Raw genomic sequence first — 17998 nt, forward strand, 5'->3', positions numbered from 1 at the left:
TTTGCGGTGTGACGCAGATTCGCACGACGCTGCTGGTGAACGGCCGGGTGCACAGCCCCACCCACCCCGACGCCACCGCTATGGCGGTGCGCGACGGCGTCATCGCGTGGCTCGGCAGCGATGACGTCGGCCGCAGCCAGTTCCCGGACGCCGACGTGGTGGATCTCGACGGCGGCTTCGTGGCGCCGGGATTCGTGGACAGCCACATCCACCTGAGCGCGACCGGCCTCACGGTCAGCGGCCTGGACCTGCGGCCGGCCACGTCGCGCGCGCACTGCGTTCAGATGGTCGCCGACTACGCCGGCGCCCACCCGGGTCAGCCGGTGTGGGGACACGGCTGGGATGAGTCCGGCTGGCCGGAGAACGCCGCGCCGAGCACGGCCGACCTGGATGCGGTGCTCGGCGACCGGCCCGCCTACCTGGCTCGCGTCGACGTCCATTCCGCGCTGGCCTCGACCGGGCTGCGACGGCTGGTCCCGGAGTTGCCGGCTGAGGCTGGTTTCGAGGCCGGTATCGCCGCCGAGCAGCCGCTGGCCGGCGATGCTCACCATCTGGTCCGGGCGGTTGCCCGTGACCTGCTGACGGCCGAGCAGCTGGCCGAAGCCCGGGCCGCGGCGCTGCGGGCCGCCGCCGCGTCCGGGATCGTCGCGGTGCACGAATGCGCCGGCCCCGAGATCGGCGGGTTGGACGATTGGCTGCAGCTGCGCGCCATGAACCACGGTGTCCACGGTGTCGAAGTGATCGGCTACTGGGGTGAGGCGGTGACGACACCCGCACAGGCCCGCGCGCTGATGGAAAAGACCGGAGCCCGCGGGCTGGCCGGTGATCTGTTCGTCGACGGGGCGCTCGGCTCACGCACCGCTTGGCTGCACGAGCCCTACACCGACGCTCCGGACCGCACCGGCACCTGCTACCTCGAGCCTGACGCCATCGAAGCGCATCTGCGGGCCTGTACCAAGGCGGAGGTGACCGCGGGTTTCCACGTCATCGGCGATGCAGCGGTCTCGGCGGTGGTCGGTGCCTTCGAACGAATCGTCGCGGACCTCGGGGCGGTTGCCGTCGCCCGGTGCGGGCACCGCCTGGAGCACGTGGAGATGGTGAGCGCCGATCAAGCCGCAAAGCTGGGCGCGTGGGGCGTCATTGCCAGCGTGCAGCCCAATTTCGATGCACTCTGGGGCGGCGGCGACGGCATGTACGCCCGTCGGCTCGGCGCGGCGCGAGGCAGTGAACTCAACCCCTTTGCGCTGTTAGCATCCCAAGGCGTGCCCCTCGCGCTAGGTTCGGACGCCCCGGTGACGGGGCTCGATCCCTGGGGGAGCGTGCGCGCGGCGGTCAATCACCACACCCCGGGCAGCGCGATTTCGGCGCGGGCGGCCTTCGCTGCCGCGACCCGCGGTGGCTGGCGGGCAGCCGGTGTCCGCGACGGCGCAACCGGAACCTTGGTGCCCGGCGCGCCGGCCTCCTACGCCGTGTGGGAAGCCGGGCCCCTCGACGTCACCGCACCGCGCGACGCCGTCCAGCGCTGGTCCACCGACCCGCGGTCCCGGGTTCCCGCATTACCGCGAATGCACCCGACCGACACCGCGCCGCGCTGCCGACAAACCGTGCATCGGGGTGCCGTCATCCATGGCTAGTGATTCGTCCGATCCGCCGGTGGAGCCGAGTGGGCCTGACGCCACTGTCGACGAAGCAGACGCCGAGCCGGAGTCGGAGCCCAGCGACGCGCCGGCGGCGCCGAACTGGGCACGCAAAGCGCTGACGGGGGCGGCTGGGGCGGTTGGGGCGGTGGTAGCGCGGCTGCCCGCCGTCCGGGCGTGGCTGGTGCCGCGTCTGCCGCGGTTGGTGGTCACCGTCGTGGCCGGCTGGCTGTTCTTGGCCAGCTTCCCGCCCAGGAACTGGTGGTGGGGCGCCGTGGTCGCCTTCGCGCTGCTGGCGTGGGTGCTGACCCGCTCGGCCACCACGCTGCTGGGCGGCCTGGGCTACGGATTCCTGTTCGGTCTGGTGTTCTACCTGGCGCTGCTGCCATGGATCAGCATGCTGGTGGGCGCCATGCCCTGGTTCGCGCTCGCGACGGTGTCGGCGCTGTTTCCCGCTCTGTTTGGCCTGTTCGCGATCGTGGTGCGGCGGCTGCCCGGCTGGCCGATCTGGTTTGCGGTGGTCTGGGCGGCGCAGGAGTGGTTGAGGGCGGTTTTTCCGTTTGGCGGATTTCCCTGGGGGTCGGTGGCGTTCGGTCAAACCAATGGCCCCTTGCTGCCGCTGGTCCAGCTCGGCGGGGTTGCTGTGCTCTCCGCGGCGATCGTGTTGGTGGGATCGAGCCTGACCGCAATCGCCCTGGAGATTGTGAGGTGGCTGCGGACGACCGGCCAGACGCGTGCCGCGGATCCGCCCGCCGTGGTGCTGCCCGGTGTCTGCATCTGTCTGGTGTTGCTCACCGCGGTGGTCGTCTGGCCGCAGGTGCGCCACGCGGGTACCGCGTCGGGTGGTGAACCGGCGGTCACGGTCGCGGTGGTGCAGGGCAATGTGCCCCGGCTTGGGCTGCAATTCAACGCGCAACGCCGAGCGGTGCTGGACAACCATGTTCGCGAGACGATGCGGCTGGCCGAGGACGTGCGCGCGGGCAGCGCCCCACAACCTCAATTCGTGCTCTGGCCCGAGGACTCGTCGGATATCGATCCGCTGCTCAATGTCGACGCCGGGCAGGAGATCCAGGCGGCGGCGCAGGCAATCGGCGCGCCGATCCTGGTCGGCACCGTGCTCGATGCCGGCGGCCGCATGCAAGAAACTCCCGAATACACCAACACCGTGATCGTCTGGAATCCGGTCACCGGACCGGCCGACCGCCACGATAAGGAAATCGTGCAGCCGTTCGGCGAGTACCTGCCGATGCCCTGGCTTTTCAAGCATCTCTCCGGGTACGCCGACCGCGCCGGCCACTTCGTGCCCCGCACAAGTAGCGACGTCGTGCACATCGCCGGAGTACCGGTCGGGGTGGCCACCTGCTGGGAGGTGATCTTCGATCGCGAGCCCCGCAAGGCGGTCCTCAACGGCGCCCAATTGCTGGCCGTGCCCAGCAACAACGCCACGTTCAACCGGGCCATGAGCGAGCAACAGCTCGCGTTCGCCAAGGTACGGGCCGTCGAACACGACCGATACGTCCTGGTTGCCGGCACCACCGGGATCAGTGCTGTCATCGCGCCGGACGGCGGCGAGTTGGCCCGCACGGAGTTCTTCCAGCCCGACTACCTGGACAGCCCGGTCCGCCTCAAGACGACGCTCACGCCGGCAACCCGCTGGGGTCCGATCATGCAATGGATGCTGGTCGGGACGGCTGGAGCGGTTATTTTCATCGGAATTTGGCAGAATAGGGGGTCCTTGCGTCCGAATCGCCGGCGGTCTAGCGCCCCGGGCGAATCTTCGGACTCAGAGGTTGCGCCCGACACCCCTCCCGAAGCGGGCGGCGACGACGTTATTTCCCGTTACACGGGCGACGACAGAGGAGCTACATGACCACCGGCCAGCCGGCGCCCCCGATCCCGGGGAATCGTCCCAGCCAGCGCGTCCTGGTGATCATCCCGACCTTCAATGAGCGGGAGAACCTGCCGCTGATCCATGGGCGGCTCAAGACCGCGTGCCCCGAGGTGCACGTGCTCATCGTGGACGACAACAGCCCGGATGGCACCGGCCAACTCGCTGACGAACTGGCAGCCGCCGACCCCGGTCGCACGCACGTGTTGCACCGCACCGTCAAGAACGGGCTGGGCGCGGCCTACCTGGAAGGCTTCGCCTGGGGTTTGAGCCGGCAGTACTCGGTGCTGGTCGAGATGGACGCGGACGGCAGCCACGCGCCCGAGCAGCTGCACCGGCTGCTGGAGGCTGTCGACGCCGGAGCCGACCTGGCCATCGGTTCGCGCTACGTCGACGGCGGAACGGTGCGGAACTGGCCCTGGCGGCGCTGGGCGCTGTCCTGGACGGCGAACACCTACGCACGGCTGTCGCTCGGCGTCAGCGTCCACGACATCACCGCCGGCTACCGCGCCTACCGCCGCGAAGTGCTCGAGGTGATCGATCTCGACGGAGTGGACTCCAAGGGCTACTGCTTCCAGATCGACCTGACGAACCGCACGGTGCGCAATGGGTTCGTCGTCGCCGAAGTGCCCATCACCTTCACCGAGCGCGAACTCGGCGTGTCCAAGATGAGCGGATCCAACATCCGCGAAGCGTTGGCCAAGGTCACCCGCTGGGGCATCGAGGGGCGATTCGCTCGCACCGGAAGCACACACACCCACGACCGGGCATAACCGGTCCGGGCGGGTGGGTTGCGCGTCAACCGCGGCGGCGTGACCTGATGATGTCGAGGCGCTCCTTGAGCAGCTCTTCGAGTTCTTCGACGCTACGGCGCTCCAGCAGCATGTCCCAGTGCGTACGGGGCGGCTTGACCTTCTTGGGTTCTGGCAGATCACCCTCGATCAGGGTGCCCTCCATGCCGTTGCGGCACTGCCAGGTGCCGGGGATATCGGCGTCGTCGGCGAAGGGGACCTCGAACTCCTCGCCGTTGTCGGTGCGGTACCGCGCTATCTGGCGCGGCGCCAGGTCATGGTTGCGGTCAGTCTCGTAGCTCACGGCTCCGAGGCGACTGCCTCTGAGGACGCGATCAGCCATAAGCGCTACTCCTTATGTGGCCTGTGAGCTCTCGGGCTCTCCCGTAATGGCAATACTTTTCCGGTTGGCAAACGTTACGACGGGCTGTCTAGTTCCCCGGACCGGCGCGCGGTGCATGCGGCGCGACCATCAAGCATACGCGGTGTCGCGGGCTCGAAATGACTCACGCGGGCTAAAGTCGGCAAGCATGACTCTGGGTAGACGGGGCGCAGGGCCCCAGCCGTGCCGCTGGTGTGGCAGGGACGTCACCGAGGTCGGGATGGGCCGCCGCCGCCAGTACTGCCGGCAGTCGTGTCGCCAACGGGCCTACGAGCAGCGGGCCATGATCACCCGGGGCGAGGCCGGAGGCGTGCCCGCGCTGCCCGTCGATGCGGTTGTGCTGTCGGCGGACGACGCGGCCGACCTGTCGGATCGCGTCTACCAGGTGCGATGCGCCGCCGAGGACGTCGCGACCGCGCTCGACGAGGGCGCCGGGGCCACCGAGCTGCGCGAACTGTGTGATGCGCTGATTCGGGCGGCCAGGGCCGCCGACGGCTGGCGACGAGTGGGGGTCTGACCGCGGCGTTCAGGTACAGTCGCGCCATGGACGGCGGGTCAGTTGGAAAGAAAGCACCGAACACCTCCGCGCGCGGCGTCACATGCTTGTCGGCGAAGCTCGCAGCGACGCCGTTCCTCTTATAACAGCGGGGAGTATCGGACGTTTTGAAATCCTGCCGGAGTTGGCCATACTCACCAGCGACATTCTTGGGCCGGAGAGCAGCACGACGTTGGTCGAAAAAATCCCGAGTCGGTTCGTGCAGCAACGTCCGTGACTCGGCGACAGCCGCATCCGCCAGTTAACGACGTCCGGTAGTTTGGCGAGGGTTAGACGAGGTAGCGATGGTTGATCAACTCCAGCATGCGACCGAAGCGCTGCGCAAAGCGCTGGTCCAGGTTGAACGCCTGAAGCGCACCAACCGTGCCCTGCTGGAGCGGTCGAATGAGCCGATCGCCATCGTCGGTATGTCGTGCCGATTCCCGGGTGGCGTTGATTCCCCGGACGCCCTGTGGCAAATGGTGGCCGAAGGCCGGGACGTCATCACGGAGTTTCCGACCGACCGTGGGTGGGACCTGGCCGGGTTATTCGACCCGGATCCCGACGTGCTGCACAAGTCGTATGCGCACACCGGCGGCTTCGTGGACCGCGTGGCCGACTTCGACGCGGCCTTCTTTGGTATCGCGCCGAGTGAAGCGTTGGCGATGGACCCCCAGCATCGAATGTTGCTGGAGCTGTCGTGGGAGGCGCTCGAGCGGGCCGGTATCGATCCTGGTGGGCTGCGCGGCAGCGCCACCGGGGTGTTCGCCGGGCTCATCGTCCAGGGCTACGGAATGTTGGCCGAGGAGATCGAGGGCTACCGGCTGACCGGCATGACCTCCAGCGTCGCGTCGGGGCGGGTGTCGTATGTGCTGGGGTTGGAGGGCCCGGCGGTGTCGGTGGATACGGCGTGTTCGTCGTCGTTGGTGGCGTTGCATATGGCGGTGCAGTCGCTGCGGTCGGGCGAATGCGACCTGGCCCTGGCCGGCGGAGCAACCGTCAATGCGACGCCGACCGTGTTCGTGGAGTTCAGCCGGCACCGGGGGCTGTCCCCGGATGGCCGGTGCAAGGCGTACGCCGGCGCGGCCGACGGGGTTGGCTGGTCCGAGGGCGGAGCCATCCTGGTGGTGGAGCGGTTGTCGGATGCGCGGCGGTTGGGTCATCCGGTATTGGCGGTGGTGCGGGGTTCGGCGGTCAATCAGGACGGTGCGTCGAATGGGTTGACGGCGCCTAATGGTCCCTCGCAGCAGCGAGTGGTGCGGGCGGCGTTGGCCAATGCGGGGTTGTCGTCGGCCGACGTCGATGTGGTGGAGGGCCACGGGACCGGAACCACGTTAGGTGATCCCATTGAGGCGCAGGCGTTGTTGGCGACCTACGGGCAGGACCGCGCTGCACCCCTCTGGTTGGGGTCGATCAAGTCGAACATGGGTCACACTCAAGCCGCTGCGGGGGTGGCCGGTGTGATCAAGATGGTGCAGGCGATGCGCCATGAAATGTTGCCGGCCACATTGCATGTGGATGTGCCGTCTCCGCATGTGGATTGGTCGGCCGGGTCGGTGTCGCTGTTGACCGAAGCCCGGCCTTGGAAAGCCGAGTCGGTTGAGGGGCGGGCGCGCCGGGCGGGGGTTTCTTCGTTCGGAATCAGTGGCACCAACGCGCACGTCATCGTTGAGGCCGCCCCGGTCGATTCCCTGGCGGCGGACGGGCCCACGGCACCGGTAGTGCCGTGGGTGGTATCGGCGAAGTCGTTGGCGGCGTTGGGATCTCAGGCGGCGCGGTTGGCCGAGCATGTGCGCGATCATCCGGGGCTTGATGTCGCCGATGTGGGGTGGACGCTGGCGGGTCGTTCGGTGTTCGAGCATCGGGCCGTCGTTGTCGGTGGTGATCGGGATCGGTTGTTGGCCGGGCTGGACGAGCTGGCCGTCGATGAGGTCGTATCGGTGATTCGGGGCGCCGCGACTCCCGGCGGCAAGACGGTGTTCGTCTTCCCCGGCCAAGGCTCGCAATGGTTGGGTATGGGTGTCGAATTGCTTGATACCGCACCGGTGTTCGCCCGCCAGATCGACGCGTGCGCGGACGCCTTCTCGGAATTCGTGGACTGGTCACTGACCGATGTGCTGCGTGGCGTGCCGGATGCGCCAGGCCTTGAGCGCGTGGACGTGGTGCAGCCGGTTCTCTTCGCGGTGATGGTGTCGCTGGCCGAATTGTGGAAGTCGGTCGGAGTCAACCCGGATGCCGTGATCGGCCACTCGCAAGGTGAAATCGCCGCCGCCTACGTCGCCGGCGCGCTGTCCCTGCGAGACGCCGCACGAGTGGTCACGTTGCGCAGCAGGTTGCTGACCGCGCTGGCCGGCCCGGGCGGCATGGTGTCGATCGCATGTGGTTCCGAGCGCGCGCGGGAGTTGTTGGCGCCCTTTGGAAGTCGCATCGGTATCGCCGCGGTCAACGGCCGCTCCGCAGTCGTGGTGTCGGGCGAAGTGGCCGCGCTGGAGGAACTGATCGGCCTCTGCGCCGAACGGGATCTGCGCACCCGCCGGATTGACGTGGACTACGCGTCGCATTCCGTCGAGGTCGAGGCGATCCGCGGCGAGCTTGCCCAGGTCCTGTCCGGTATCGAGCCGCGCTCCTCGCGCACCGCCTTCTTCTCGACGGTGACCGGAAAGCGTTTGGACACAGCAGATTTGGACGCCCACTACTGGTACCGCAACATCCGGCAGACGGTCCAGTTCGACGAGGCGGTGCGCAGCGCCTGTGAGCAGGGCTACCGCACCTTCATCGAATCCAGCCCGCATCCCGCGTTGATCGCCGGCATCGAGGACACCGCGACCGATTGCACAGCCGGCGACGCCGGGGCCGCCGAGGTCACCGTCGTCCCCACGCTGGGGCGCGAAGACGGCGGCCTCGATCGATTCCTGATCTCGGCTGCCACCGCGTTTGTCGCGGGTGTGGCCGTGGATTGGCGTGGCGTGCTTGATGGGGCCGGCTTCGTCGAGCTGCCGACGTATGCCTTTGACCGGCGGCGGTTTTGGCTCTCCGGCGAGACTATCGGCGCCGATGCCGCGGGGTTGGGGCTAGGGGCCAGTGAGCACGCGTTGTTGGGCGCGGTGGTGGAACTGCCGGCCTCCGGCGGCGTGGTGCTGACGGGGCGACTGTCGCCCGCGACGCAAAGCTGGCTGGCCGACCACGCCGTCTCCGGGGCAATCATCTTTCCCGGCACCGGTTTCGTCGAGCTGGCGATCCGCGCCGGCGACGAAGTCGGCTGCTCGGTGGTCGACGAACTGACTCTGCGGACGCCGCTGATGCTGCCGACTGGGACTTCTGGGGGGTCGGTTGCCGTGCAGGCGGTGGTGGGCGCCGCCGACGCGGCCGGCCAGCGCAGTGTTTCGATCTACTCCCGCGCCGAAGCCGATGACGCATGGGTGTGCAACGCCGAGGGGACATTGAGCTCCGGGTCGGTCGAGCCGACGGCGGACTTGTCGGTGTGGCCGCCCGCGGGCGCCGTCGCGGTAGATGTGGCCGACGGCTATGAGCGGTTGGCGGCGCGCGGCTACCGCTATGGCCCGGCATTCCGCGGTTTGACCGCGATGTGGGCCCGCGGCGACGAGATGTTCGCCGAGGTGAGGCTGCCAGACGCGGCCGGCGGCGTCGGCGGGTTCGGGATGCATCCGGCGCTGCTGGATGCGGCCTTGCATGCGGCGGTGATAGCCAACCAGGAAGCCGAATTGGTTGTGCCGTTCTCCTGGCAGGGCGTATCGCTGCATGCCGCGGGCGCATCGGCGGTGCGGGCACGGATTGCGCCGGCCGGGCCTACGGGTTCTTCTGGCGTCTCGATCGAACTCGCCGACGGGTTGGGGTTGCCGGTGTTGTCGGTGGCTTCGATGGTGGCCCGTCCGCTGAGTGAGCAGCAGCTGCGCTCCGCAGTCTCCGGCTCCGGTCCTGACCGGCTGTTCGAAGTGATCTGGTCGCCGGTGCCCGGGGTTTCCGGCGTGGGCGCGACACCGTCTTATGAGGTGTTTGAATCCGTTGCGGTTGACCATGATCCGGTGACGGGCGCCTATCAGCGCACGCATCGGGCGCTGGCCGCTGTCCAGTCGTGGCTGACCGAGCGGGAGTCCGGAGTGCTCGTGATGGCGACCAGGGGCGCCACGGGGTTGCCGGGGGAGGACGTCATAGACCTGGCGGGCGCGGCGGTGTGGGGGCTGGTGCGGTCGGCTCAGACCGAGCACCCGGGCCGCATCGTGCTGGTGGATTCCGATGCGCCCCTTGATGGTCAGGCCATAGCCGCGGCGTTGGCGGTCGGTGAACCGCAGGTGCTGCTGCGCGGCGGACAGGTGTACACCGCGCGAGTGCGCGCCAGCCGCGCCGTCGACGGGATCCTGGTGCCTCCAAGCGACGGGCCCTGGCGGCTGGGCATCAGCAGCGCGGGCACCTTCGAGAACCTGCGGCTCGAACCGGTTCCCAACGCCGATGCGCCGTTGCAGCCCGGCCAGGTTCGCGTGGCGCTGCGCGCCATCGCCGCAAACTTCCGCGACATCATGATCACCCTGGGCATGTTCACCCACGACGGGTTGCTGGGCGGCGAGGGCGCCGGCGTCGTCGTCGAAGTCGGCCCCGGGGTGACGGAATTCGCGGTCGGCGATTCGGTGTACGGATTCTTCCCCGACGGCCACGGCACGCTGGTCGCCGGCGACGTCCGCATCCTGCAACCGATGCCCGCCGACTGGTCCTACGCCGAAGCCGCCGCCATATCAGCTGTATTCACCACCGCGTATATGGCGTTCGTGCACTTGGCCGACGTCAAGCCGGGGCAGCGGGTGTTGGTGCACGCGGCCGCCGGTGGCGTGGGGATGGCCGCCGTGCAGTTGGCCCGGCACCTGGGTTTGGAGGTATTTGCCACCGCCAGCCGTGGTAAATGGGACACCCTGCGGGCCATGGGCTTTGACGACGACCACATCTCCGATTCGCGCAGCCTGGAGTTCGAGGACAAGTTCCGCTCGGTCACCGGCGGACGTGGAATGGACGTGGTGCTGGACTCGCTGGCCGGCGAATTCGTCGACGCGTCACTGCGACTGGTCGCGCCCGGCGGGTTGTTCCTCGAGATGGGCAAGACCGACATCCGCGATCCTGGTGCGATAGCGAGGGAATACCCGGGCGTGCGTTACCGCGCCTTCGACCTGTTCGAACCCGGCCGTCCGCGGATGCACCAGTGGATGTGCGAGCTGGCGCAACTGTTCGACGCCGGTGTGCTGCGGCCATTGCCGGTGACGACGTTCGACATCCGCCGCGGCGAAGCGGCGTTGCGGTATCTGAGCCAGGCGCGCCACACGGGCAAGGTCGTCATGAGCATGCCCGACACGTGGGCGACCGGCACGGTACTGATCACTGGCGGCACCGGCATGGCCGGCTCGGCGCTGGCCCGGCACGTGGTGGCCCGGCACGGGGCGCGACACCTGGTGTTGGTGAGTCGCAGCGGCCCGGATGCGCCTGGGGCGCAGAAGCTTTCGGCCGAACTGGCTGCGGCTGGCGCACAGGTGCAGGTGGTGGCCTGCGATGCGGCCGATCGCGCGGCGCTGGCCAAGGTGATCGCCGACATCGGAATGCAGCATCCACTGTCGGCGGTGATTCATGCCGCCGGGGTACTGGACGACGCCGTCGTCACGTCGTTGACCCCCGAGCGGGTCGATGCGGTGTTGCGGGCCAAGGTGGACGCGGTGTGGAACCTGCACGAGCTGACCCGGGACCTGGATGTGTCTGCTTTCGTGGTGTTTTCGTCGATGGCGGGTCTGGTGGGCTCCTCAGGCCAGGCCAACTATGCTGCGGCCAACTCATTCCTGGACGGGCTGGCCGCACACCGGCGCGCGCACCGGCTGCCGGCGATCTCGCTGGGGTGGGGGCTGTGGGATCAGGCCAGCGCGATGACCGGCGGCCTGGATGCCGCCGACTTGGCCCGGCTGGGCCGCGACGGCATCTTGGCGTTGTCGTCCGACGAGGCGATGGAACTGTTCGACACGGCACTGATTGTCGACGAACCATTCATGGCGCCGGCCCGGATCGATCTGACCGCGCTGGCCCACGCGATCGCGGTGCCGCCGATGTTTACCGATCTGGTCAATGCGCCGACCCGGCGCAGGGTCGACGAATCGCTGGCCGCCGCGAAGTCGAAATCGGCTCTGGCGCAACGCCTACAGCGACTGCCCGAGCCCGAGCAGCACACGGTCGTGCTGGATCTGGTGCGCTCCCACATCGCCACCGTGCTGGGCACCATCACCGCAGAGGCGATCGACCCCGACAAGGCGTTCCAGGAGTTGGGTTTTGACTCGCTGACCGCGGTCGAAATGCGTAACCGGCTCAAAGCCGCCACCGGATTGGCGCTGTCACCCACGCTCATCTTCGACTATCCGACCCCCAACGGTCTGGCCTCCTACATCCGGGCGGAACTCGCCGGCGCCCCACAAGAGATCAAGCACACCCCCGCGGTTCATGTGACGGGCGATGACCCCATCGCCATCGTCGGTATGTCGTGCCGCTTCCCGGGCGGTGTGGCTACCCCCGAAGACCTGTGGGACATGGTGATCCAGGGCCGCGACGTGCTCTCCGGATTCCCGACCGACCGCGGCTGGGACCTGGCAGGGCTGTACAACCCGGACCCCGATGTCGCCGGCGCGTGCTACACGCGCACTGGTGGGTTCGTGGATGGTGTCGCGGACTTTGATCCTGGGTTCTTCGGTATTGCGCCCAGTGAGGCGCTCGCCATGGACCCGCAGCAACGCATGTTCCTGGAGCTGTCCTGGGAAGCCTTGGAAAGAGCGGGAATCGAACCAGGCGTGTTGCGGGGCAGCGCCACCGGGGTGTTCGCCGGGGTTTACACCCAGGGCTACGGCATAGGTGCCGAACAAGCCTCAAAAGCCTTGGAGGGCTTCCGGCTGACCGGCCAGTCCGCGAGCGTCGCGTCGGGGCGGGTGTCGTATGTGCTGGGGTTGGAGGGCCCGGCGGTGTCGGTGGATACGGCGTGTTCGTCGTCGTTGGTGGCGTTGCATATGGCGGTGCAGTCGCTGCGGTCGGGCGAGTGCGACCTGGCCCTGGCGGGCGGGGTCACCGTGAATGCCACGCCCGACATCTTCGTGGAGTTCAGCCGCATGCGGGGGTTGTCGGCGGATGGCCGGTGCAAGGCATTCGCCGGCGCGGCCGACGGCACCGGATTCTCCGAGGGGGGCGGAATGCTGGTGGTGGAGCGCTTGTCTGATGCGCGGCGGTTGGGTCATCCGGTGTTGGCGGTGGTGCGGGGTTCTGCGGTCAATCAGGATGGTGCGTCGAATGGGTTGACGGCGCCTAATGGGCCTTCGCAGCAGCGGGTGGTGCGGACGGCGTTGGCCAATGCGGGGCTGAGCGCGGCGCAGGTGGATGTGGTGGAGGGTCACGGGACCGGTACCACGTTGGGTGATCCGATTGAGGCTCAGGCGTTGTTGGCGACCTACGGGCAGGACCGCGCTGCACCCCTCTGGCTGGGATCGATCAAGTCGAATATGGGTCATACGCAGGCCGCGGCGGGGGTGGCGGGTGTGATCAAGATGGTGCAGGCGATGCGCCATGGGGTGTTGCCGGCGACGTTGCACGTGGATGTGCCGTCGTCGCATGTGGATTGGTCGGCGGGTTCGGTGTCGTTGTTGACGCAGGCGCGGCCCTGGCCGGCTGAGGGTCGGGTCCAGAGGGCGGGTATCTCGTCGTGTGGGATTAGTGGCACGAATGCGCATGTGATCGTTGAGGCTGCGCCGGCGGTGGCGGAGCGTGAGGGCCGCCGTGAGCTTTCGGTGGTGCCGTGGGTGGTGTCGGCGAAGTCGTTGGCGGCGTTGGGGTCTCAGGCGGCTCGGTTGGCCGGGTATGTGCGTGCGCGTCCGGAGCTTGATGTGGCTGATGTGGGGTGGTCGCTGGCGGGTCGTTCGAGTTTTGAGCATCGGGCTGTGGTTGTCGGTCGTGATCGGGATCGGTTGTTGGCTGGGCTGGACGAGCTGGCCGGCGATGAGGTCGTATCGGTGATTCGGGGCACCGCGACTCCTGGCGGCAAGACGGTGTTCGTCTTTCCCGGCCAAGGCTCCCAAATCCTGGGCATGGGAAGGGGATTGCACGCCGAGTACCCGGTATTCGCCGACGCGTTCGACGCCGTCGTAGCCGAGCTGGACCGGCACCTGCTGCGTCCGCTGCGCGAAGTGATGTGGGGACACGACGAAAACCTGTTGAACACCACCGAATTCGCCCAACCCGCTTTGTTCGCGGTGGAAGTGGCCTTGTTCCGGTTGCTGGAATCCTGGGGGATCCATCCCGATTTCGTGATGGGCCATTCGGTCGGGGAGTTGTCCGCGGCGCACGTCGCCGGCGTCCTCTCGCTGGAGAACGCGGCGGTACTGGTGGTCGCCCGGGGCCGTTTGATGCAGGCTCTCCCGGCGGGCGGGGCGATGGTCGCCGTGCAGGCCACCGAGGAAGAGGTGCGGCCGCTGCTGACCGCCGATGTCGGCATCGCTGCGGTCAACGGGCCTGCCTCGGTGGTGATCTCGGGTGCCGAGAACGCGGTCACCGCGATCGTCGAGCAGCTCCGCGCTGACGGCCGCAGGGTGCACCAACTGGCGGTCTCCCATGCGTTCCACTCCCCGTTGATGGAGCCGATGGTCGATGAATTCGCCACGGCCGCAGCCGGGTTCGCTATCGGACAGCCCAGCGTCCCGATTGTGTCCAACCTGACCGGGCAGCTGGCCGGAGACGACTTCGCTTCTGCCGCGTACTGGAAGCGGCACATCCGCGAGGCGGTGCGATTCGCCGAGAGTGTCCGATTCGCGCACACAGCCGGCGCGCACCGCTTCCTGGAAGTCGGGCCCAGCAGCGGCCTGACGGCATCGATCGAAGAATCGCTACCCGATGCAGCCGTCATCACGATGTCTGCGCTGCGCAAGGACCGTCCCGAGCCGGCGACCCTGACGGGCGCCGTTGCGCAAGGGTTCGTCACCGGCATGGACGTGGACTGGCGCGGGGTAATCGGCGCGGCTAACTTTGTTGAACTACCCACCTATGCCTTTGACCGACGGCGATTTTGGCTCTTCCGCGATGATGTCGCGGCCGATGCCACCGGATTGGGTCTGGAAGCCAGCGAGCATGCCTTGCTGGGTGCCGTCGTCGAACTACCGGCCTCGGGCGGGGTGGTGCTAACGGGGCGGTTGTCGCCCAGCGTGCAGGGTTGGCTGTCCGATCACGCCATCGGTGGCGTAGTGCTGTTCCCCGGTGCGGGTTTTGTCGAGTTGGCGATCCGCGCCGGCGACGAAGTCGGCTGTGGCGTGGTCGACGAGCTGAATTTGGCGGCGCCGCTGGTGCTGCCCGCCTCGGGTTCGGTCGCGGTCCGGGTAGTGGTCGACGGCCCGGACGATGCGGGAACCCGTGCGGTGTCGGTGTTTTCGCGCGCCGAAGCCGGTTTACCGTGGCTATTGCATGCCGAGGGTGCGCTGAGCGCGGGTACGGTGCAGCCGGCCGCGGATTTGTCCGTGTGGCCGCCGGTCGGTGCCACCCGGGTGGTCCTCGACGGGATCTATCAGGGGTTGGCGGCGCGCGGCTACGGGTATGGACCGGCCTTCCAAGGATTGCAGGCGATGTGGCGCCGCGGCGATGAGTTGTTCGCAGAGGTGGCGCTGCCGACAGCTGCCGGGCTGACGCCGGCGGGCTTCGGGGTGCACCCGGCGGTGTTGGATGCGGCACTGCATGCGGTCATTGTGGCCGGCGCCGCCAACATCGGCGGCGCCGCCGAGGGTTCGGTGATGGTGCCGTTCTCCTGGCAGCAGGTGTGTCTACATGCCGCAGGAGCCTCGGCGGTGCGGGCTCGCATCGCGCCGACGGGACCGTCGGCCGTCTCGATCGAGCTCACGGACACCTTGGGTTTGCCGGTGTTGTCGGTGACGTCGATGGTCGCCCGGCCGGTGACCGAGAAGCAGCTGAAGGCCGCGCTATCGGGCTCGGGCGGGGATCGGCTGTTCGAGGTGGTCTGGACGCCGACGACGGCTGCATCGGCCGGTGCCATCCCGTCGTACGAGGTCTTCGAGTCGGAACCGGCCGCCGATGATCCCGTGGCCGGCGTGTATGCGGCCACCCACAAAGCATTGGCTGCCGTGGGGTCCTGGCTGACCGAGCGTGACACGGGGGTCTTGGTGGTGGCGACGCGGGGCGCGGTGGCGTTGCCCGGCGAGGACGTCACCGATTTGGCGGGTGCGGCGGTGTGGGGGCTGGTGCGCTCGGCGCAGACCGAGCACCCTGGCCGGATCGTGCTGGTCGACGCCGACGGGCCGCAGGATGGCGAAGCGGTCGAGGCGGCGTTGGCGGTCGGTGAGCCGCAAGTGCTGCTGCGGGGCGGGCGGGTGTACACCGCGCGGGTTCATGGCAGTCGCGCGGTTGACGGCGTGCTGGTGCCTCCCGACGGTGTGCCGTGGCGGTTGGGAATGAGCACCAGGGGCACGTTCGAGAATCTTTGCTTGGAGCCGATTTCCGACGCTGACGCGCCGTTGGCGCCCGGCCAGGTGCGTGTTGCGACCCGCGCCATCGCCGCCAATTTCCGCGACGTCATGATCGCGTTGGGTCTCTATCCCGACGAAGACGCGGTCATGGGTGTCGAGGCGTCCGGAGTCGTTGTCGAAACCGCTTCTTGCGGCAACCGTTTCGCGGTCGGTGACCGAGTCACCGGCCTGTTCCCGGACGGCACCGGCACCATCGCGGTGACCGACGAGCGGCTGATGATCAAAATTCCTGCGGGTTGGTCCTACGCCGACGCCGCCACGGCTCCCGTCGTTTTCGCGACGGCCCACTACGCGCTGACCACCCTGGCCGACGCGAAGGCCGGGCAGCGGGTGCTGGTCCATGCGGCGACCGGCGGGGTGGGCATGGCGGCGGTCCAGCTGGCCAGGCACTTGGGCCTGGAGGTGTTCGCCACCGCCAGCCAGGGCAAGTGGGACACGTTGCGGGCAATGGGCTTCGATGAAGATCACATCGCCGATTCGCGCACGTGTGACTTCGAGGACAAGTTCCGGACGGTCACCGGTGGCCGCGGTATGGATGTGGTGCTCGACTCGTTGGCCGGCGACTTCGTGGATGCCTCGCTGCGATTGGTCGCGGCCGGTGGGATCTTCTTGGAGATGGGCAAGACCGACATCCGTGATCCCGGCGTGGTCGCCGAACAACATGCGGGCGTGCGCTACCGCGCCTTCGACCTTTTCGAAGCGGGGCCCGACCACATCCAGCGGATGCTCGCCGACCTGGCCGCGATGTTCGGCGACGATCTATTGCGGCCGTTGCCGGTCACCACGTTTGATGTGCGGCGGGCGCCCGCGGCCTTGCGGTATTTAAGTCAGGCCCGCCACGTCGGCAAGGTCGTGATCATGATGCCGGATGCATGGGCGGCGGGCACCGTGCTCATCACCGGTGCTACCGGCATGGCGGGTTCGGCGCTGGCCCGCCATGTGGTGGCCCACCACGGGGCGCGCCACCTGCTCCTGGTGAGTCGGCGTGGACCCGATGCACCGGGGGCGGCGGAGTTGGTCGCCGAGCTGGCAGCGGCCGGCGCCCAGGTACAGGCGGTGGCCTGTGATGCGGCGGATCGTGAAGCGCTGGCCAAGGTGATCGCCGATATCCCGGTACAGCAGCCACTTTCGGCGGTGATTCATGCCGCCGGGGTGCTCGACGATGCGGTGGTAACCTCGCTGACCCCCGAGCGGGTTGACGCGGTGCTGCGGCCCAAGGTGGACGCGGCGTGGAACCTGCACGAGTTGACCCGGGACCTGGATGTGTCGGCGTTTGTGCTGTTTTCGTCGATGGGCGGTCTGGTGGGGTCCTCAGGTCAGGCCAACTACGCTGCGGGCAACTCGTTCCTGGATGCGCTGGCCATAAACCGGCGGGCTCAGGGTCTGCCGGCGATCTCTCTCGGGTGGGGGCTTTGGGATCAGGACAGCGACATGACCGGCAGGTTGGCGGGTGTCGATTTCGCACGGTTCGCGCGCGATGGCATCGTGGCGATGTCCTCGGATGAAGCGCTCCGACTGCTCGACACCGCAATGATTGTCGACGAGCCATTCGTGCTGCCCGCCCACATCGATCTGGTCGCGTTGCGGGCCAAGTTCGACGCCGGCACGTTGCCGCCCATGTTCGTCGATCTGATCAACGCGCAGGGGCGGCGCCAGGTCGATGACTCGCTGGCCGCAGCAAAATCCAAATCGGCGCTCCTGCAACGCCTGGAGGGTCTGCCCGAGGATGAGCAGCACGCCATCCTACTGGATCTGGTGCGTTCCCACATCGCCACCGTGCTGGGCACCTCGAGCCCCGAGGCCATCGACCCGGACCGCGCTTTCCAGGAGTTGGGTTTCGACTCACTGACCGCCGTCGAGATGCGCAACCGGCTCAAAGCCGCTACCGGACTGCCCCTTTCGCCGACCCTGATTTTCGACTATCCCAACTCCGCGGCGCTGGCCGGCTACTTCCACCAGGCGCTCCTCGGCGCCACACGCCAAGACACCCCGCAAGCCGCGCCCGGCGAAGCGGAGCTGCAGCGCGTTGTGGCGTCCATTCCGGTCAGGCGCCTTCGGCAAGCCGGGGTATTGGATCTGTTGCTCGCGTTGGCAAATGACACCGACGGGGACGGTCAGTCGACGGGCTCGCAGGGCGCCGCTACTGCAAAAGACATCGCCGACATGGACCTCGATGACCTGGTCAACGCGGCGTTCATGAACGACGACGACTAGCCATGAG

The 17998-nt window shown here is 68.1% G+C and carries 4 protein-coding genes and 1 pseudogene; 4 read left to right on the forward strand and 1 reads right to left on the reverse strand.

What is annotated here, in order from left to right; translation table 11 throughout:
• The first annotated feature begins 8 nt into the window (after positions 1-8).
• Positions 9-1634: an amidohydrolase gene (locus ACLP9N_RS11035; protein ID WP_442407447.1), complete on the forward strand. Its 1626-nt coding sequence runs from the start codon at positions 9-11 to the stop codon at positions 1632-1634.
• Positions 1627-4346, forward strand: a pseudogene (lnt, locus tag ACLP9N_RS11040) (apolipoprotein N-acyltransferase). The gene ACLP9N_RS11035 and the pseudogene lnt overlap by 8 nt, the downstream one beginning before the upstream one ends.
• Here lnt and rbpA read toward each other — a convergent pair.
• Positions 4324-4659, reverse strand: coding sequence for an RNA polymerase-binding protein RbpA (rbpA, locus tag ACLP9N_RS11045; protein WP_424075126.1), 336 nt, complete (start codon positions 4657-4659; stop codon positions 4324-4326). The pseudogene lnt and the gene rbpA overlap by 23 nt on opposite strands.
• 187 nt (positions 4660-4846) lie before the next feature.
• On the opposite strand from rbpA, the gene ACLP9N_RS11050 reads away from it, so the two are divergent.
• Entirely contained in the window at positions 4847-5215 is a 369-nt protein-coding gene (locus tag ACLP9N_RS11050) for a hypothetical protein (protein WP_442407448.1), read from the forward strand.
• A gap of 323 nt (positions 5216-5538) precedes the next feature.
• A complete protein-coding gene (locus ACLP9N_RS11055) occupies positions 5539-17991 on the forward strand; it encodes a type I polyketide synthase (RefSeq protein ID WP_442407449.1) in 12453 nt (4150 codons plus the stop codon).
• Positions 17992-17998: the final 7 nt, after the last annotated feature.

The organism is Mycobacterium sp. (genome assembly GCF_052144515.1).
Lineage (GTDB): Bacteria > Actinomycetota > Actinomycetes > Mycobacteriales > Mycobacteriaceae > Mycobacterium.